An 18,076-nucleotide genomic window follows, 5' to 3' on the forward strand; every position below is an offset into this window, starting at 1 on the left:
AAGCCGGGTCATACCAGACTCTGAAACGTAAATCCCGGCAAAAGGTAAGACGGAAGAGACACATTAAAGCTCTCGCTTGGGAATTGACCGTGCATCAGCCAAAAAAAAGGGGCTTATAAGGCCCCTTGAATAATCTCGTCTACAATAGGTGGGTCTAACAGCGTGCTGGTATCCCCCAGGTTAGAGGTTTCGCCCTCAGCTACCTTGCGCAGAATGCGGCGCATGATCTTCCCGGATCTGGTTTTGGGAAGCCCACTCACAATCTGGATCTTGTCTGGTTTGGCAATCTTACCAATCTGGTCCACTACGGTCTCAATCACCTCGGCGCGCAGGTTCTCGGGGCTCTGCGGGCTCTCATCGCCGCAGACCACAAAGGCGTAAATGCCTTGCCCTTTCACATCATGTGGGTACCCTACCACGGCGCTTTCCACTATGTGCTTATTCTGGTTGATGGCGTTCTCAATCTCGGCGGTGCCGAAGCGGTGCCCAGACACGTTGATCACGTCATCTACGCGGCCAATAATACGCCAGAGGCCGTCTTTGTCCCGCTTGGCCCCATCACCGGTGAAATACAGGCCCGGGTAGGCGCTGAAATAGCTCTGGCGGCAGCGCTCATGGTCGCCATAAGTGGTCCTGATCATGCCGGGCCACGGGAATTTCACGCAGAGGTAGCCTTCCTGTTCGTTTTCTGTGATTTCCTCGCCGGCCTGGTCAACCAGAATAGGCTGCACGCCTGGTAGTGCATAGGCTGCGTGGCCGGGCTTGGTAGGCGTCACGTTGGCCAGCGAGCTGAGCATGATGCCGCCCGTCTCAGTCTGCCACCAGGTGTCTACCACCGGGCAGCGCTCTTTGCCCACGTGAATGTAGTACCAGTACCACGCTTCCTCATTGATAGGTTCACCCACTGAGCCCAATACCCGCAGAGAATCCAGGCTATAGGACAGTACGTGGTCCAGGCCAGAAGCCATCAACGACCGGATGGCGGTTGGCGCGGTATAGAAAATGTTCACACCGAATTTGTCAATCACCTGCCAGAAACGGCCTGGGTCTGGGAACGTAGGTACACCTTCAAACATCAAGGTAGTGGCGCCGCTCAGTAGTGGTCCATAGAGCAGGTAGGAGTGGCCGGTTACCCAACCCAGGTCTGCGGTGCACCAGTAAATGTCGCTTTCCTGGTACTGGAACACGTTTCTGAAGGTGTAGTCTGTGTAGACCATGTAGCCGCCGCAGGTATGCACCACGCCTTTGGGCTTGCCGGTAGAGCCGGAGGTGTAGAGGATAAAGAGTAAGTCTTCAGCGTCCATTTCCTCAGCGGGGCAGTTTTTGTCAACGTGTTCCACTTCTTCATGGTACCACACGTCACGGCCTTCCTTCATCTGCACCGCCCAGCTTACCCGCTCTACTACTATTATTTTCTCCACGCTGGGGCAATCGGCTACGGCTTCATCCACCACACGTTTGACGGGAATCTGCTTGGAGCCACGGTTCAGACCATCTGAGGTAATCACTACTTTAGCTTGGGCATCATTGATGCGGTCTGCCATAGCAGTATGGGAGAACCCTGCAAAAATCACCGAGTGCACGGCCCCAATGCGGGCACAGGCCAGCATGCTGAACGCCAGTTCAGGGATCATGGGCAGGTAAATCACTACGCGGTCGCCTTTCTTCACGCCGTTGCGCTTGAGCACGTTGGCCATCTGGCAGACCTTCTCGTGCAACTCGCGGTACGTGTAGCGCACAAAACGCTCTTTGGGGTCATTGGGCTCCCAGATGAGGGCCAGTTTGTTGCCGCGCTTTTCCAGGTGGCGGTCCAGGCAGTTCTCGGTGATGTTGAGCTTGCCGTTCACAAACCATTTCACCTTAGGCTCAACAAAGTTCCAGTCCAGCACCTTGTCCCACTTTTTGCGCCAGACAAAATTATCGGCTATGCCGGCCCAGAACTCCTCTGGTTGGTCTACGCTGCGCTGGTAGGTTTCCTGGTACTCTTCAAAAGTATTAATGCGGTAATCCATTTGTTTGTTAGGTCGGTTTGGGGGTTTAATATTGAAATTTAAACTGAAGTAGCCAAAGATGGCAGCCAATTGGCTGGAATTTTATCAAATTCACAGGATAAGGGCCCGGTTTGGTATGAAAAGACCTGAGGCGTTTTAAGCCTACTTTTCAAAAAGTAGCCTTAAAACGCCTCATGCAGCTAGCTGGGAAAGGCTGCTTTACTCCGCGCCCACGCCCAGGTAGGTTCTCAGTTTCTCAGATTCAAACTTGGCGGCGGCGGTAGGCTCCGGTTGCAGCAGAGACACTACAATTCCCATTAGAAACGCGCCGGTCATAGACACCAACGCCGGGTTCTTGAGCGGGAAAATAGCTTCGTCATAGCCCATGATGTCTACCATGATGGTAGGGCTGAGTACGATAAGTACCAAAGAAAGCAGGGCGCCGGTGGCGATGCTCCAAACCGCCCCTTTGGTGGTAAACCGTTTCCAGATAATGGACATGAGCAGGGCGGGGAAGTTGGCGCTGGCGGCAATAGAGAACGCAAGGCCCACCATAAACGCCACGTTCTGCCCCTTGAACACCAAGCCCAGCAAAATAGAGAGAATGCCCAGGGCCACGGTGGCGCGCTTGGCTACTTTCATCTCGCCTTTCTCATTAGAGACGCCGTTCTTGAACACGTGCACGTACAGGTCGTGCGAAATACTGGAAGCGCCAGATAAAGTCAGTCCCGCCACTACCGCCAGAATGGTGGCAAAGGCCACGGCGGCAATAAAGCCCAGGAACGCCGTTCCCCCGGTTTGCTCGGCTAGCAGCAGGGCCGCCATGTTACCGCCCTTGTCTATACCCTCAATAGCTGGCTTGCCCACCAACGCCATGGCCGAAAAGCCGATCAAAAACGTGAGCAGATAGAAATACCCGATAAAGCCCGTAGCCACGAACACCGATTTGCGGGCGGCTTTCGCGTTAGGCACGGTGTAAAAGCGCATGAGAATGTGCGGCAAGCCGGCCGTACCCAGCATCAGCGCCAGCCCCAGAGACAACGCGTCAAACGGGTTGGTGATGTATCCGCCCGGCGACAGCATTTCCTGGCCGTATTGTGTGCTTACCGTCTGCAGCAGGTTGCCGGGGCTAAATCCAAACTTAGCCAGCGAAAGCAACACCAGCACCGTAGCCCCGCTCAAGAGCAATACCGCTTTAATGATCTGTACCCAAGTAGTGGCAATCATGCCGCCAAAAAGCACATACATGGTCATTACAATACCTACCACCACTACGGCATATTCATATTCCAGCCCGAACAGGGTTTTGATAAGACCGCCGGCGCCCACCATTTGGGCAATCAGGTAGAAGGCAATGGTAAGCAACGAACCCACGCTAGAGGCAATTCTGATAGGGCGCTGGCGCAGGCGGTAGGCCACCACATCGGCGAAGGTATACTTACCCAGGTTACGCAGGGGCTCGGCGATCAAAAACATGATGAGCGGCCAGCCCACCAGAAACCCGATGGAGTAGATAAGGCCGTCATAGCCTTTGGTGGCCACCATGCCGGCAATGCCCAGAAAGGAGGCGGCACTCATATAGTCGCCAGCCAGGGCCAGGCCGTTCTGGAAGCCCGAGATGTTACGGCCGGCGGCGTAGAACTCAGAGCCGGTCTTGGTTTTCTTGGCGGCCCAGTAGGTAATGTAAAGCGTTACGGCCACAAAGAGGAAAAACATGGCAATAGACACCGGATTGGCCGTGCCCAACGTGGAGTTAGACGGTGGGGCGACCAGAAGCAGGATGTTTGATGAAAGCATTTGTTAGAGTGGTAAGGAGGGTAGGATGGGAGTAGGGGTAAGGCTAAAGAATTTTGCTTTTGAATTCTTCCACAGAGTTGTCGTACTTGTTGTTGGCCCAGAATACATAGATGCCCGTAAGCACCCAGGCAAACAGGATAATACCCAAGCCCACTGGAATGGCAAGCGTTGTCACGTCTCCAATACGGGACGCCAGTACGTCTTTGTTGAAGGCTACCAGCAGCAGAAAGCCAAAATAGACAAACAGCATGCAGAAGGTGAGGATCAAGGAGAAAGACCAGCGCTGTTTGACCAGTTTCTTGAAGGCAGGGCTCTCCAGAATTTCATGGTTGGTTTGATGGGGTTGGCTCATAAAGGAATTGTCAATAGTACATGTAAAACAAAAGACATATTGCCTGGCAAAGAACTAACTTGGGCAGGTGAATACCTTTTTGATGATAAGGCTGCTTAATTTAAGGAGATATATTTATATAAGCCTATATTAATTAGAATTATTTGCGTCAATTTGCTGTTTAGGATTAGAAAATGATAAAATAGGCAACATGCTCATTTCCAATTATAGCGGTAAAGTGTTAGAGGTAGGCCTGGATGAGGCGGGCCGCGGGTGTTTAGCGGGGCCGGTGGTGGCGTCTGCCGTGGTATTGCCGCCAGACTATTTTCATCCGTTGCTCACAGACTCTAAACAACTGAACGCCAAACAACGGGAACTGCTGCGCGAGGAGGTGACCAAAAACGCCATCCATTGGGCCGTGGCCCAGGTGAGCCCCCAGGAGATAGATGCCATTAATATCTTGAAGGCCTCCTTTCTGGCCATGCACCGGGCTTTGGACCAATTGCCCATTGCCCCGGAGTACCTGCTGGTAGACGGCAACCGGTTCACCCCTTATAAAGAGGTGCCACATGCCTGCATGGTGAAAGGCGACAGCCGGTTCTTCAGTATTGCCGCGGCCTCCATCCTGGCCAAAACGCACCGCGATGACCTTATGCGCACCCTGGCCGCCGAGCACCCGCAGTACGGTTGGGAGCAGAACGCCGGTTACCCCACCAAAACCCATCGAGCCGCCATTGCCCTGCACGGTACCTGCGCGCACCACCGGCTTACCTTCAAGCTGTTGGCAGACCCAGTAGAACTAGCCCTGGAAATGGAGCCGCAAGATTAAAAGATAGAAATAAGCGTTTAACACAAGCCTAAAAGCCGAAATCCGTTTTGGGCCTGTTTTCTGAAAAACAGGCCCAAAACGGATTTCGGCTTTTAAAGGGAAAGGGGGAAGGGTTATTGGGGTTTCAGTTTAAGCAGGTCCAGAAACAGGCTGAAGCTGTCCAGGCTGGAGGCGCCATCATTAAAAGTGTCAAAGGTAAGGGGCTTTACAATGTAGCCATTTACCCGTAGGTTTTGGGCCGCGTGGCGGTCAGAGTCTTCACTGGAGGTAGTCATGATGAAAACGTTCAGGTGAGACAGGAAAGGGTCGCGGCGCAACTCTTCCAGAAACTCAATCCCGTTCATCTTTGGCATGTTGATGTCTAGCAAAATGATAGTGGGCAACGGGTTGAGCTTAGGCACTCCGGGCTCTCCGCGGAGCATGGCCAGGGCCTCACGTCCGTTTTTGGCTTTGTGGAGCGGAACCATCACTTTGATTTTCCTTAACTCTCTCTCCACGCTCATGGCGTCAAGATAATCGTCTTCTACTAACAAAATACTGGCTTGCGGTTCACTCATTTCTCTTTCTTTAGGTACTGGTAAATTTCAAATATAAGGTAAAAATACGGGAGGGTCAATTACACTTTAGGCCAGGTGAAGCTGAAAACCGAGCCTTTTCCCATCTGGGAATCCACTTTTATGCGGCCTCCGCGCCTCTCTACAATTTTTTTCACAATGGCCAGGCCAACCCCGGTACTTTCCACGGCATCACGTTCCTGCAGGGTCTGGAACAGCACAAAAATACGGTCATGGTACTCCTGCTCAATGCCGGGGCCATCATCTGCCACAGAGAACTCATGCTGGTCTTCCAACTCCTGGTAGCCCACCGTTATGTTGCCTTCGGGGGCGTGGTGGTATTTAATGGCGTTACTGATCAGGTTGGAGAATACTTGCTGCAACTCTACCTTGGCGGCGTGCACTTTGGGCAGGCGCTCCGGTAAATGCACCTGGAAACCGGCCGGCGGATTAAGCATGTCAATCACTTCAAAGAGGAGGTACTGCACGTCTACCGTTTCCTCCTCCAGGTTAGAGCGGCCAATGCGGGCCAATGCTAGAATACCATTAATCAGGTTTTCCATGCGGTGCACCCGTATGCGCATCATCATGAGGTATTCGCGTATGTGGTCTGGCAGCTCTTTGCCCATGTCTTCTTCTACCCAGCGGGAGGCGTTCTCAATGCCGCGCAGCGGAGCCTTCAGGTCATGGGATACCACGTAGGCAAACTGGTCCAGTTCCTTGTTCTTGCTGTCTAGCTGGGTAAAGGTGGTGTCAATGGTTTCAGCCATGCGGTTAAGGGACGCAGACAGCCGGGAGAGTTCATCCCGTTCATTGTCCTCAATCTGGGTTTTGTATTCGCCATGTGAGATGCGGTCTGCCAGGTTCACCATTTTCATGATGCGGCGCGAGATAAGGCGGGTAATGTAGTATGCCCAGCTCAGGCCCAGCAGCACCGAGAAGATGGTGAGCGTGGTGGAAATGCGGCGGGTGTCTTCAATACTTTCCTCCAGGCGGGTCTTGCGCACTTCCCGCACCTGAAACTCAATGCTGTTAAAGGATTTGAAATACACCCGCATCTGGTCAGTAAGGCGTTTCCCTTCCTCGTTAACCACCAGAAAGCCGTGGTCCAGGGCGGTGACCTTGCCGGTTGAATCGCCTTTGGCGGTTTCTTTCTCTTTCTCCACAATAAGGAGTTCGGCAAAATCCCGCCGCCACTTCTCATGGATGTCTTCAATCTCCTTCACCCGCTTTAACTGCTCAGGGTTTTCCTTCATGTAGTCCTTGAGCAGCTGAAACTGGCTGGGTAAAAGCTCTGCCGCTGAATTGTAAGGCTCCAGAAACGTTTTGTTGCCCGTGAGCAGGTAGCCCCGCAGACCGGTTTCCATATCAATAAGGCTCCTTTGCAGAGACGCTGAGGTACGGGTAATGTTCTGCGAATCAGTAACGAAGTTGGAGTTGGCAATCACGTCTTCTGAGAGGCGGTAATTGACAATGGCCACGGCCGTAAACAGGAAAGAAATAAGAACGAAGCCGGCAAAGAGCTTGGTTGAAAGATTCATGGGGCGCGCGCTAGAAGAGAGAAATGGCCTCTCTGGGTATATATACAGAAAAGCCGAGCTCTCCTTTTTCAGGAAAGCCGGCCAGGTAAATTTAGTCCTTTTTTAGAGACCTTAAACAGTCATGGCTTTGTGCGTAAATTTTTCAATGTGTTGCTGCCCCAAGGGCGTAGCACAGCCTCTTAAATGGTAAACAAACACTATTTTAAACAATTGCTGGTAATCAAACGCATCTGCCGGAAACAGTTGTGGGTTGAGCAAGCCCTGTAACTGATTTAAGAACAGGCGCACCACCAACTCCGGCGGTAGGTCTTGCTGCAGGTAGCCTAACTCAATGCTTTTAGCCAAAAGGGGCTGCAGGTAGTTGCGGGAAAGACTGCGCATGAACAGCTCCAGGCGGGCCCAGGATCTGGGGTAGAAATCGCGCAGGTCCTGCACAAACTCAGAACTGAAGGAGTGCACCTCTTCCATGCTCAGTTGCAGTAACTGCAGCACCGCTTCCATAGGGTGGTCTGCCGCCGCTACTATCTCTTCTACTACGGCCTGCCTGTTTTCAATAGACTGAATGATGCACAGCTGTACCAGGTATTTCTTAGTAGGGGCAATCTCATGCAGAGTACCCCTTGAAATACCCAAAGCAGTCAATAAATTATCAATAGACGTATTTTCTATTCCCTTTTTCTCAAAGATTATCTGCGCCTCGTTTAAAATTGTATCCCTAAAACTCATACCTCCGGCGTTAAGCGTACAAAGCAATTCTCCAGTTCAAATTCTCCTGACTTCCTCTTTTTCTGTGAAAGGAGAGCAGGTCGCAGAAGACTCTAGTAGGGGGAATTTTACTAACTAAGGTATTACGTGCGTCAACTGGGCCTAGTTTTGAATTTTTAAACCATAATATGGGATATAAGTAATAAGTGTAATGCTGATTTTTAGCGGGGTTCCTCTGTTTTAACACGTTTCTGAGGTTTCTGTTGCACTATTCGCCATGTTATAATACCTAAGGGTAGGTATTGATTTTGTATTTAATTTAGTAAGGCATGAGATGGTTTTCAAATGAGTACCATAGCAACTGCTAATTACCTGCCCCTGAAATACCGGTTTCTAAACCCAGGCTATTTGCCTACTTTTGCCTGTCAATTTACTGCACCAGCTAAAGCAAACATACAATGGAATTAAAGAAAATAGCCCTAAACGATGTGCATGAGGCACTGGGCGCCAAAATGGTCCCTTTTGCCGGCTACAACATGCCCGTACGCTACAGCTCTGACCTGGAAGAGCACCACGCTGTGAGAAAAGCAGTGGGTATTTTTGATGTCTCGCACATGGGCGAGTTCCTGGTGTCAGGACCAAACGCCTTAGACCTTATCCAACGGGTAACCTCTAATGACGCCTCTAAGCTTACGCCGGGCAAGATCCAGTACGCTTACCTGCCAAACCAGGAAGGCGGCATTGTGGATGACCTGCTGGTGTATTGCCTGGCCCCCGAAGAATACATGCTGGTGGTGAACGCCTCTAACATTGAAAAAGACTGGAACTGGATTAGCCAGTTCAACACCAATAACGCCCAACTGAAGAATATCTCTGATGAGACGTCGCTTTTTGCGGTGCAGGGACCTAAAGCCGTAGAAGCGCTACAATCACTGACCACTGTTGATCTGGCCAATATGGTGTATTACACCTTTGACAAAGGCGTGTTTGCCGGGGTGCCAGACGTGATCATCTCCGCTACCGGTTACACCGGCGCCGGCGGGTTTGAGATCTACGTGCCCAATGAGAACGCCAAAGAGGTGTTTGAGAAAATCATGGAAGCCGGTGCGCCGGTAGGTATCAAGCCCATTGGCCTGGGCGCCCGCGACACCCTGCGTCTGGAGATGGGCTACTGCCTGTACGGCAATGACATTACAGATACCACCTCGCCGCTAGAGGCTGGTCTGGGTTGGGTGACTAAATTCAGCAAAGACTTCACCAATGCCCAGAACCTGAAAGCCCAGAAAGAGCAGGGCGTGAGCCGCAAGCTCATTGGTTTTGAGATGATGGAGCAAGGCATTCCGCGCAGCCACTATGAGATAGTAAACGCCGAAGGCCAAACCATTGGCGAGGTGACCTCCGGTACCATGTCTCCCTCTTTGGGTAAAGGCGTAGGGCTGGGTTACCTGCAAGCAGAATTCACTACCCCGGGCACCGAGATCTTTATCAAAGTGCGCAACAAGCAACTCAAGGCCCAGGTAGTAAAACTGCCTTTCTACAAGCCAACCTTATAGGTAGTTCTAAGTCTTTGCAAAGAGTTCTGAGTCTTGAGTTCTGATTCCTGGGTTGAAAAATTCTTCAGGGGTTCAGGGTTCAGAACCATCTTGACGTTTCGGGCCTGTTTTTCCAAAAACAGGCCCGAAACGTCAATTTTTTAAGACGCAACCACTCAAGAACCAAAGACTCAGGACTCAGAACTCAAGACTCAGAATTCATAAAAATGCCTTCCATAGATGTTTGCTTCAGCCCAGAGCTGTTGCCCCTTTTTAAGTTACAAGGAAAGATTGCCGTGGCGGTAGACGTGCTGCGGGCCACCTCCAGCATGGTTACGGCCCTGTCTCATGGCGTGGTACACATTGCGCCCGTAAGTGAACTCACCGAATGCATGGCCTATAAAGACCAGAACTACCTGGTGGCCGCTGAGCGGGATGGCGTAAAGGCCGAGGGTTTTGATCTGGGCAATTCGCCGTTTCATTACCGCGAGGAAAGTGTGCGCGGCCGCCACCTAGCCATCACTACCACTAACGGTACGCAGGCTATTCGGCTTTCCCGCGCCGCAGATGAGGTGTTGATTGGGGCGTTTCTGAACGTGGGCGCGGTGGCCGACTACCTGCGCCAAGCGGGCAAAGACGTAGTGGTGGTATGCGCGGGCTGGAAAGGCCTGTTCAACCTGGAAGACACCCTGTTTGCCGGAGCCCTGGCCGAGCGCCTGGAAGGGGATTTTGAACTGAACCATGATGCCACGCTGGCAGCCTATCACCTGTACCAAACCGCCAAGTCAGATTTGCTGGGCTTTTTGTCCATGTCCTCGCACGTGCAGCGGCTGGAGCGACTGCATATTCTACCCGATATTGAATTCTGCCTCCAGGAAGACGTGTATCAGGTAGTTCCTGTTCTGCAGGGAGATTTTCTGGTACCCGCTCAGTAAGAGCCTATTCTCTGCAGAAAAGAGCCTTCCTGTTTTGGGGCCGTTTTTCCAAAAGCGGCCCCAAAACAGGAAGGCTCTTTTTATGGGGTTACCTCAATTTAGGGTTGTTCTGGTGGCGGTCTTTGTCTCTGGAAGTGCGTTTCTCCATGCCTTTGGCGAAGGCCTCGGTGAGGTTCACGCCGGTCTGGTTGGCCAGGGCAATCAAGACAAACAGCACATCGGCCATCTCTGCGCCCAGGTCTACCTCTTCATCGCTTTTCTTAAACGACTGATCGCCGTACCGGCGCGCAATGATGCGGGCCACTTCGCCTACTTCCTCGGTGAGAATGGCCAGGTTAGTCAGCTCAGAGAAATACCGAACCCCCACTTCTTTGATCCAGGTGTCTACGCTTTGCTGGGCTTCTTCTAAGGTCATGTTTTTGATAATTAGAGAATGAGTGATTGAATGGGTTAACAGCTGGGTTGAATCAACCTTTACTCTGAGAATGACCGCACGTCATGCAGAAATTATTATATTCTTCCAAGTGGATTACATTGCCTTCACAGGTTTCGTTTGTGCATTCTTTTCTAATAATTTCAGTTTCTTGGTCACAATTATAGCAGACTAATGTGGTGCTTAATTGTGTGTTTGGTTTTAATATTGCCCATTTTAAATCGTAATCATCATACTCTCTCTCGAACTCATTTTTGCAAAATGGACATATGTACCTTCTTTGTTTGATATTGAAAGAACTATGTTTTAGGAATTCGCCTTTTCCTAATTTTTTTAAAACATAATTTAGTCTTTCAGCGAAACTCGATCTTTCAGATCCAGAATCATAATAAAACATAAGAGGATGCTCCCAATGCAATCTTCTCAATTCATTCCACCATTCGTCTTTACCTATAAAAGTTGTATAAGAATTAAGTATATCTTTTAAAATTTCTTTAGGTTTTATTTTTTTAGAGTTAAACCCATGTACGATCTCATTCCTTAACTTTCTTATTCTTTCGAGAAAGATGACAGTTTCGTGTGTAACTGAGTCCCCAACCACAGCACAATAGGTATATAGTAAGGATTCAGCTCCAATTGTAAATAGCTCATTAAAGTCTTTATTCCTCTGCGTAGGTAATACTGGCCAGTCTGTACGTTTATTATCAATTAATAACATTGGAGAGTAATTGCAAATAGTACCTTTCATTATAGCTTCTATCCCCTGATGTAATAATACAATTGCAGTTCTATAGTGGGGTTGTGAAAAGTCATATATTTCTTGAGTTAGTTCTTCCTCAATACCTAATTCATCAATTTGTTTATCAATACTGTATAAAGTATCTATTGCTTGCGCCCAACATTCAACAGCAATTTTTTCGTAATCTTTATAATTGGGTATGTTTGTGATCATTTGTTATTTAATTATTTATAAGCTTATAGCTGTCATTAATTTAATAAATCTTTATTGAGGATATTCTCAAAGATTAATCTAAATGAATTTCGAAACAACCAACAATCCCTTATTCCCGGTTCTGCGAGTCAATGGTGATGGTCACGGGGCCGTCGTTGACCAGGGCTACCTTCATGTCGGCGCCGAAGATACCGGTGGGTACAGAGCGGCCCAGTTCCTGTTCCAGCAGTTGGTGAAACCGGCTGTACAGCGGGATGGCTACCTCGGGTGGGGCCGCCTGAATATAGGAGGGGCGGTTCCCTTTCTTGGTGAGCGCGAAGAGCGTAAATTGACTGATCAGTAATATGCCGTCTTTCACGTCCTGCACGCTTAGGTTCATCTTGTCCTGGTCATCAGAGAAAATGCGCAGTTGCACTATCTTTTTGGCCATCCAGGTAAGGTCTTCCTGGGTGTCAGTAGCCGTGAAGCCCGCCAATACTAATAATCCCGGGCCAATCTGGCCGTTAATCTTTCCTTCAATGGTAACGGAGGCCTCAGACACCCGCTGAATCACAATGCGCATAGAAACTTAGGTTAGGCAGCGTGAAAGAAGCCGCTGCGAGCCAGAAAAGGGCTGCCAAAAACGCTGCCCGCCTGCTTTTTACCCCCGAAGGTAAGAAGAAAAGCGGCAGGAGGGGCTGTTTGGGCCTCATTCTTCAATTTATGGGGGCAGATCGCTGAAGCGGTTGTTTTTCCGTTATTTTTGTGTTTCCTAACCTCCCTGTTTATTGTTGGGGACTACGCTTTCAGGATGCCAAAAAAGACTATTTACTGGCTGTTTGGTGCAGTGGTGCTGTTGGCGCTGGGCTTTTACGCATTTTCAAAATGGACCGAGGCCCGTGAAAAGGTAAGCCTCTGGACCCTGGTACCCGATGACGCCGTTTTTGTGGTGGAAACCAACAACGCGCCGCGGTTCATAGACCACTTGCAGCAGTCTGACCTCTGGGCCACCATCTCAGAAATGCCCTACGTGCTGCGCCTGGATGACCAGATAACCCTCTTAGATAGCCTGTCCAGTGGCCGGGTGCAGCTTCGCCGGTTCCTCACCAATAAAAACGTGTTGGTGTCTTTGCACGTGCAAGGCCGCACAGACCAGGAACTCATCTATTACGTGCCGGTGAATACTGTGGCAGAGCACCGCTATATTCGTACGCTGGTTGAGCAAGTGGTCAAGACCGGAGAGTACCGCATGGAAAGCCGCAATTACCAGGGCTACCAGATCACAGACATCGTTAGTAAAACCAATAAAGACAACCTTTCCTATTTCAGCTTCCACAACAACCTGGTCATCAGCCCCAGTACGGTGCTGGTGGAGGAGGTTATCCGGAAGATCAACCGCGGGCAGCTGGAGTCCCCGGCTAAAGATTACAAGAGCACCAATTACCTGAGCCAGCCAGACGTCTACGCCAACGTGTTCATCAATTTCCAGCAATTGCCAGACCTGCTGGGTGTCTTCCTGAAGAAGGACATGCAGGATGACGTGAACCTGCTCAGCAGCCTGTGTCGCAACAGCATGCTGGAACTTAAGCTAGACAACAACCGGCTTTTCCTGAACGGTTTCTCCAACCCAGAAACGGTGGAAGGCTCTTTGTACAGCCGGTTGCAGGGGCACGCCCCCAAACCGTTTAAGCTGCGCGAGGTCCTGCCTACGCGGGCGGCCGTGGTTTTACACCTGGGCCTGAACCAGATGGGCGTGCTGCGGTCTGCCAAAACAGAGCCGTCTTTTGTAGACACGCTTTCCAACTCCTTTAACGGTGAACTGGGCCTTTGCTACCTGGAGGCCTATGACACCAAATCCAGCCCAGAGAAGATTCTGTTTGCGCAGGCCTCTAACCCTGCCCACACCCAGGCCCTGCTTAACCGCCTGCAGCCTGGCCGCACCGCCGGCACCGAGGAAAAACACGGGAAGAATACCATCCGGTTACTCACTACCCGCGAGCTCCCACAGCAATTGTTTGGCGAATTGTTCAAAGGCTTTGAGCAAACCTATTACACCACCCTGGGCGAGTATATCCTGTTCACCGATGACGTGCAGACCATGCGGGCCCTCCTGACGGATGTAGAGACTGGCAAGGTCTGGAGCAAGTCTGAGGCTCTGCAACCGCTTTTAACGGAGTCACAGCAGGAAGATAACCTGGGGCTGTTCATTAATACCGCCAATGCCTGGAACCTGCTCCTGCGCGCCATGAGCCCGCAACAACAGGCCAGCCTGCTGCGGCACAGCGCCATCATCAAGAAATTTAATTACCTGAGCGTGCAGTTCAGCGCCGCCGAGAAACAATACTACACCAGCATCTTGCTGCGCCACCAGGTAGAGTCTTCCATTAAAGCCGCCATTGCCCGCGAGGGCATCTGGCAGGTAGAGACCTTTGACCTGGCCAAGAACCTGATCACCCAACCTTTCCTGACCCAATACCCTATAGACAACAGTGACGAGCTGGTAGTGCAGGATTCTGCGTTGGTGCTGTACGGGGTAGGCGCCACCAAGCACGTCAAACGCAACTGGACCGATACCTTGTTCAGCAGGGTGATGGGGCCTGTGCTGCAACTCCCGTATGGGGCAGACAAACGCCTCAAGTATTTCTTCGCCACGGCCAACCGCATTTACTGCATTGATAAGAATGGCCAGGACGTGGATAATTTTCCGTTTACCCTGGGGGATAGCCTCCGGCTTCAGCGCCTCACGGTGTTTGACTATGACAAGAACGGCAACTATAAACTGGCGGCAGATGACAACCTGGGTCACGTCTTTATCCTGGACATGCAAGGCAACCTGCAACCCGGTTGGGGACCCATGCGCCTGGACGGCCGCCTAGCCGCTCCTCCCCAGCACGTGAAAGTAAATGGCCGCAATGTATTGCTGGTGGTCCAGGAAAACGGGCTGGTGAACGCTTTCAGCCCCCAGGGCGAGCCTTACCCTGGTTTCCCCATTAACCTGAACGCCAGTATCCGCTCGGGGCTGTTCCCTAAAGTAGGTATTTCCTTCCGGCGCTCATCGTTTACCACCGTCAGCCAGGCCGGCGAGGTCATTACCTTTGACCTGACCGGTGAGATCATTGAGCGGCGCCAACTGCTAAGGCCAGACCGGCGCAGTACCTTCAAAATGATTCAGGAAGAAGGCGGCAAGTCTTTTATTATTGCCCGTTCAGACCCTGGCCGGGTAGCCTTGTTTGAGCAAGACGGGAAGCTGTTGCTAGACCGGCGGTTTGTGACATCTTCTGCCAAAGAAGTGCAGTATTTCCACTTTGGGGGAGACCGCAAACTGTATGTGGTGCGTGAAACAGGTCCCAGAAAAGCCTATCTTTTTGATGTGCAGACCCAGCCCCTGGGGCAGGATGCCATTACCACCGGTTACCCGGTGAGCGTGCAGTACAATGAAGTGAAAAACCAATACACGGTTTTCTCTACTGATAAAGGCGTGCTCCAGAAAACCGTGGTACAGGGCCGGGATTAATCCTTGATTCTTCCATTCAGGGCAATACACTTAAAGTACTTCCTTCCGTTTTAAGCCCGTTTTTCCTAAAACAGCCCCAAACTAACCTAGGCGCAGTCAGCTTGGTTAATTAAGGTAGTAGTTTGGTGGGCTAGATTCGGAAGCCATTCACCTAACAGATCTTTAGCTGCCGGGAGAAGGGTAGGAGATTCCCATTCTGCTATATCATTCCCGCCAATAATGAGTAACCCACAGGTCCAGGAATCGGGCAGAACTCATACAGTATAAAAAAATAATTTGGGGCGAAATCGGCTTTTAGCGGCTTTAAATAAGGTTGGCTAAAAAAAAATAAAAAATATGTATGTACATACATTAATTGTCTGTACATTTGCATCAGTTAAACATTACAACAACCAAAGATGAAACTTAGAAACACCGTATTAGCCGCGCTGGTTGCGCTAGGATCATTCGCCTTTGCTGGCAAAGGAGTAGACTACAAAGTGGTTAAAGACCAATCTAAAGTAACCTGGAAAGGTACTAAAGTAGCCGGCGAACACACCGGAGCTATTAACATTGCCAGTGGTCAGCTGAAAAGTGACGGTAAAAACATTCTTGGCGGCCAGTTTGAAATTGACATGCCTTCTATTACCGTTACCGATATCACCGACCCTAAATATAACGGCGACCTGGTAGGCCACTTGAAATCAGATGATTTCTTCAGCACTGCCAAATACCCTAAATCTACCCTGGTAATCACTAACGTGAAGTCAACTGGCAAAGGAAAATACCTGATGACCGGTGACTTGACCATCAAAGGCATTAAGAAGCCAGTACAGTTCCCGGCCACTATCACGCACGCCGGAAACCAGATCAAGGCTAACGCCAACATCAAAGTAGACAGAACTAAATATGACATCAAATACGGTTCTGGTTCTTTCTTTGACAACCTGGGTGACAAAGCGATCAGCAATGAGTTTGAGCTGAATGTGAATCTCGTAGCACAGAAATAAGCTTCCCCGTTTTTCATAGAACATGTCCTGCAGTTGGCGCGAAAGCCTTCTGCAGGACATTTCTTTTTAGGGCTATAGGTAGCGGTTAGCTTTTTGAAAGCCAGCCCTTGCGGTAGAAATAATACACCATTCCAATCACTACCAGAAGCATAAAGCCCAGCAAAGTGACGTACCCGTATGGTTGGTAAAGCTCAGGCATGTTCAAAGGGTTTACCTCACCATCTGGCTGGGTTCGGGAGAAGTTCATGCCGTAAAGGCCCACAATAAAGCTTAATGGAATAAAGACCGTAGAGATGATGGTCAACACTTTCATGACCTCGTTCATGCGGTTGCTCACGTTAGAAAGATACAGGTCTGCCAGGCTGTTAATGGTCTCTTTGTAGTTGTCTACCAGGTCCATCAACTGCACCGCGTGGTCATAAATGTCTTTAAAGTAGATCTTGAGTTCTGCCGGAATCATGTGCTCGTCCATGCGCAGAATCTCATTGATTTTGTCGCGCTCCGGCCAGATGATCCTTCTCATCTTCACCACTTCCCGCTTCAGGTTCAGAATCTTGCTGAGCAGTTGCCGGTTGGGGTTCTCAAACAGGCAGTCTTCCAGTTCCTCAGCGTATTCGCCTAGCTGGGCCATGGCCGGAAAGTAATGGTCCATGACCACATCCAGCATAGCATAGGCCATGTACATGGCGGGCCGCCGCCTGATGGAGCCCTTGCCTATTTTTATCCGTTCGCGCAGCGGGTCCAGACAGTCTTCATAGTCGCTCTGGAACGTGACTACGTAGTTGGGCCCGGTAAAGATAGACAGCTGGTCGTTTTCAATGGTATGGTCTGGCAGGAACGCCACCATGCGCGACACTATAAAAAGCCGGTTATGCTCTTCTTCTACCTTGGGCCGCTGGTAATCATTGATCACGTCTTCCATCTGCAGCGGATGGATCTTGAAATCCTGGGTCATACGCTCCAGCAAGGCCACGTCGCCGTAGCCCCGCACATCTATCCAGTGGCGCAGCTCGGGCTGAGCCTGAAAGGCCTGCCAAAGATCATCATAGGTGTCAAATTCCAGGGCTTGGTGGCTCTCCTCATCAAAAGAAACCAGGAAGAGCCGCGGCGCCAGGGCGTCTTTGGAAACTGTTAAGGAGCCTGGCTTCTGGCCCACACCTCTATCAAAAATGCTTTTGGTGGAAATGCGGCTGCTAAGGGTGTCTTTTGGCGAGGTGCTCACAGGAAAGTGGTTAGGTGCTTTTGCCCCGAAAGGTACGTAAGTATTTGAATTGAGATGCCTACGCCCGGTAGAAAGAAGGGCAGGGCCTTGTATTCTGTTTTGAGCACGTTTTAGGCAAAACAGGCCCAAAACAGAAAGAAGTCTAGTCTTTCATTACAAGGCCGAAAGAGGCAAATTGTGCTTCTAGCTGAGCAGCCAAGCTGGTGCGCACTTCTACCGTAAGGCGGCAATCCAAATTGAAATCCTGCGCCCGCACCGGCACGTCCAGGTCTTTCACCAACTTCATGATGTCATTCATCTGCTCATAGGCAAACTGCACAGTTATAAGCTGGGTTTCATGGCGCTCTATCACCTGCGCCTGGGTCAGGGCCTCGGCGGTGGCGGTTTTGTAAGCATGGATGAGGCCGCCCACGCCCAGTTTCACGCCCCCAAAATACCTAATCACCACTACCAGCACATTACTTAATCCGGCAGACCGTATCTGGCCCAGAATGGGGTCACCCGCCGAGTGGTTGGGCTCGCCGTCATCATTGGCCCGGAAGGTGGTTTTGTCGGCACCCAGCAGGTAGGCGTAGCAGTGGTGGCGGGCATCAAAATACTCTTTGCGCAGGGCCTGGAGAATCTCCTTCACTTCCTCCTCAGAGCGTACGGGATAGGTCTTGGCAATAAACTTGCTGCCTTTCTCTTTGTACAACCCCTCCACGGGGGCTTCTATGGTGCGGTAGGTGTCCTCCATAAAGGGCAAAAGTACGAAACAGCCTAATCCTTTCGC

Annotated in this window: 16 protein-coding genes; 5 read left to right on the plus strand and 11 right to left on the minus strand. The window is 50.7% G+C overall.

Annotated elements, in window-relative coordinates; genetic code table 11:
* Positions 1-113 precede the first annotated feature (113 nt).
* From acs to ACYVJQ_RS17175, 3 genes are all read right to left on the minus strand, one after another.
* Positions 114-2,012, minus strand: coding sequence for an acetate--CoA ligase (acs, locus tag ACYVJQ_RS17165; protein ID WP_460894338.1), 1,899 nt, complete (start codon positions 2,010-2,012; stop codon positions 114-116).
* Positions 2,013-2,210: 198 nt separating this feature from the next.
* A complete protein-coding gene (locus tag ACYVJQ_RS17170; RefSeq protein WP_460894339.1) occupies positions 2,211-3,788 on the minus strand; it encodes a sodium:solute symporter family transporter in 1,578 nt (525 codons plus the stop codon).
* A 43-nt stretch (positions 3,789-3,831) separates the two neighbouring features.
* A complete protein-coding gene (locus tag ACYVJQ_RS17175) occupies positions 3,832-4,140 on the minus strand; it encodes a DUF485 domain-containing protein (RefSeq protein WP_460894340.1) in 309 nt (102 codons plus the stop codon).
* Between the two features lie 190 nt (positions 4,141-4,330).
* On the opposite strand from ACYVJQ_RS17175, the gene ACYVJQ_RS17180 reads away from it, so the two are divergent.
* Positions 4,331-4,948, plus strand: a complete 618-nt coding sequence (locus ACYVJQ_RS17180) for a ribonuclease HII (RefSeq protein ID WP_460894341.1) — start codon at positions 4,331-4,333, stop codon at positions 4,946-4,948.
* A gap of 113 nt (positions 4,949-5,061) precedes the next feature.
* Here ACYVJQ_RS17180 and ACYVJQ_RS17185 read toward each other — a convergent pair whose 3' ends face one another.
* The 3 genes from ACYVJQ_RS17185 to ACYVJQ_RS17195 all read right to left on the minus strand — a co-directional run bounded on the left by ACYVJQ_RS17185 (position 5,062) and on the right by ACYVJQ_RS17195 (position 7,769).
* On the minus strand, positions 5,062-5,505 hold the full coding sequence (locus ACYVJQ_RS17185; RefSeq protein ID WP_460894342.1) for a response regulator: 444 nt from the start codon (positions 5,503-5,505) through the stop codon (positions 5,062-5,064).
* A gap of 59 nt (positions 5,506-5,564) precedes the next feature.
* Positions 5,565-7,043, minus strand: a complete 1,479-nt coding sequence (locus ACYVJQ_RS17190; protein WP_460894343.1) for a sensor histidine kinase — start codon at positions 7,041-7,043, stop codon at positions 5,565-5,567.
* Between the two features lie 111 nt (positions 7,044-7,154).
* Positions 7,155-7,769 carry a TetR/AcrR family transcriptional regulator gene (locus tag ACYVJQ_RS17195; RefSeq protein WP_460894344.1) on the minus strand — a complete coding sequence of 205 codons (615 nt, stop codon included), beginning with the start codon at positions 7,767-7,769 and terminating at the stop codon, positions 7,155-7,157.
* A gap of 437 nt (positions 7,770-8,206) precedes the next feature.
* Between ACYVJQ_RS17195 and gcvT the strand changes: the two genes are divergently transcribed.
* Positions 8,207-9,301 (plus strand): glycine cleavage system aminomethyltransferase GcvT, encoded by a 1,095-nt coding sequence (gene gcvT, locus ACYVJQ_RS17200; RefSeq protein ID WP_460894345.1) that lies wholly within the window; start codon positions 8,207-8,209, stop codon positions 9,299-9,301.
* A gap of 206 nt (positions 9,302-9,507) precedes the next feature.
* Positions 9,508-10,215, plus strand: coding sequence for a 2-phosphosulfolactate phosphatase (locus ACYVJQ_RS17205; RefSeq protein WP_460894346.1), 708 nt, complete (start codon positions 9,508-9,510; stop codon positions 10,213-10,215).
* An 88-nt stretch (positions 10,216-10,303) separates the two neighbouring features.
* On the opposite strand, the gene ACYVJQ_RS17210 is transcribed toward ACYVJQ_RS17205, so the two are convergent.
* The 3 genes from ACYVJQ_RS17210 to dtd all read right to left on the minus strand — a co-directional run bounded on the left by ACYVJQ_RS17210 (position 10,304) and on the right by dtd (position 12,162).
* A complete protein-coding gene (locus ACYVJQ_RS17210; RefSeq protein ID WP_048922821.1) occupies positions 10,304-10,630 on the minus strand; it encodes a nucleotide pyrophosphohydrolase in 327 nt (108 codons plus the stop codon).
* Between the two features lie 52 nt (positions 10,631-10,682).
* Positions 10,683-11,600, minus strand: coding sequence for a hypothetical protein (locus ACYVJQ_RS17215; protein ID WP_460894347.1), 918 nt, complete (start codon positions 11,598-11,600; stop codon positions 10,683-10,685).
* 109 nt (positions 11,601-11,709) lie between these two features.
* The gene (gene dtd, locus ACYVJQ_RS17220; RefSeq protein WP_460894348.1) at positions 11,710-12,162 is read right to left on the minus strand and encodes a D-aminoacyl-tRNA deacylase; all 453 of its coding nucleotides are present in this window, start codon (positions 12,160-12,162) and stop codon (positions 11,710-11,712) included.
* Positions 12,163-12,390: 228 nt separating this feature from the next.
* Between dtd and ACYVJQ_RS17225 the strand changes: the two genes are divergently transcribed.
* Together ACYVJQ_RS17225 and ACYVJQ_RS17230 are read left to right on the plus strand one after the other, a co-directional pair.
* The gene (locus ACYVJQ_RS17225) at positions 12,391-15,093 is read left to right on the plus strand and encodes a hypothetical protein (protein WP_460894349.1); all 2,703 of its coding nucleotides are present in this window, start codon (positions 12,391-12,393) and stop codon (positions 15,091-15,093) included.
* 398 nt (positions 15,094-15,491) lie between these two features.
* Positions 15,492-16,082, plus strand: coding sequence for a YceI family protein (locus tag ACYVJQ_RS17230; RefSeq protein WP_460894350.1), 591 nt, complete (start codon positions 15,492-15,494; stop codon positions 16,080-16,082).
* A gap of 85 nt (positions 16,083-16,167) precedes the next feature.
* Here ACYVJQ_RS17230 and corA read toward each other — a convergent pair whose 3' ends face one another.
* Both corA and ACYVJQ_RS17240 read right to left on the minus strand, forming a co-directional pair.
* Entirely contained in the window at positions 16,168-17,304 is a 1,137-nt protein-coding gene (corA, locus tag ACYVJQ_RS17235) for a magnesium/cobalt transporter CorA (protein ID WP_460894351.1), read from the minus strand.
* Positions 17,305-17,446: 142 nt separating this feature from the next.
* The gene (locus tag ACYVJQ_RS17240) at positions 17,447-18,040 is read right to left on the minus strand and encodes an IMPACT family protein (protein ID WP_460894352.1); all 594 of its coding nucleotides are present in this window, start codon (positions 18,038-18,040) and stop codon (positions 17,447-17,449) included.
* Positions 18,041-18,076 lie beyond the last annotated feature (36 nt).

This window comes from Rufibacter soli, from assembly GCF_054781795.1.

Excerpts from the sequence above, each read along its gene's own strand:
- acs (WP_460894338.1), bottom strand. The coding sequence starts at position 2,012 with ATGGATTACCGCATTAATACTTTTGAAGAGTACCAGGAAACCTACCAG.
- ACYVJQ_RS17170 (WP_460894339.1), bottom strand. The coding sequence starts at position 3,788 with ATGCTTTCATCAAACATCCTGCTTCTGGTCGCCCCACCGTCTAACTCC.
- ACYVJQ_RS17175 (WP_460894340.1), bottom strand. The coding sequence starts at position 4,140 with ATGAGCCAACCCCATCAAACCAACCATGAAATTCTGGAGAGCCCTGCC.
- ACYVJQ_RS17180 (WP_460894341.1), top strand. The coding sequence starts at position 4,331 with ATGCTCATTTCCAATTATAGCGGTAAAGTGTTAGAGGTAGGCCTGGAT.
- ACYVJQ_RS17185 (WP_460894342.1), bottom strand. The coding sequence starts at position 5,505 with ATGAGTGAACCGCAAGCCAGTATTTTGTTAGTAGAAGACGATTATCTT.
- ACYVJQ_RS17190 (WP_460894343.1), bottom strand. The coding sequence starts at position 7,043 with ATGAATCTTTCAACCAAGCTCTTTGCCGGCTTCGTTCTTATTTCTTTC.
- ACYVJQ_RS17195 (WP_460894344.1), bottom strand. The coding sequence starts at position 7,769 with ATGAGTTTTAGGGATACAATTTTAAACGAGGCGCAGATAATCTTTGAG.
- gcvT (WP_460894345.1), top strand. The coding sequence starts at position 8,207 with ATGGAATTAAAGAAAATAGCCCTAAACGATGTGCATGAGGCACTGGGC.
- ACYVJQ_RS17205 (WP_460894346.1), top strand. The coding sequence starts at position 9,508 with ATGCCTTCCATAGATGTTTGCTTCAGCCCAGAGCTGTTGCCCCTTTTT.
- ACYVJQ_RS17210 (WP_048922821.1), bottom strand. The coding sequence starts at position 10,630 with ATGACCTTAGAAGAAGCCCAGCAAAGCGTAGACACCTGGATCAAAGAA.
- ACYVJQ_RS17215 (WP_460894347.1), bottom strand. The coding sequence starts at position 11,600 with ATGATCACAAACATACCCAATTATAAAGATTACGAAAAAATTGCTGTT.
- dtd (WP_460894348.1), bottom strand. The coding sequence starts at position 12,162 with ATGCGCATTGTGATTCAGCGGGTGTCTGAGGCCTCCGTTACCATTGAA.
- ACYVJQ_RS17225 (WP_460894349.1), top strand. The coding sequence starts at position 12,391 with ATGCCAAAAAAGACTATTTACTGGCTGTTTGGTGCAGTGGTGCTGTTG.
- ACYVJQ_RS17230 (WP_460894350.1), top strand. The coding sequence starts at position 15,492 with ATGAAACTTAGAAACACCGTATTAGCCGCGCTGGTTGCGCTAGGATCA.
- ACYVJQ_RS17240 (WP_460894352.1), bottom strand. The coding sequence starts at position 18,040 with ATGGAGGACACCTACCGCACCATAGAAGCCCCCGTGGAGGGGTTGTAC.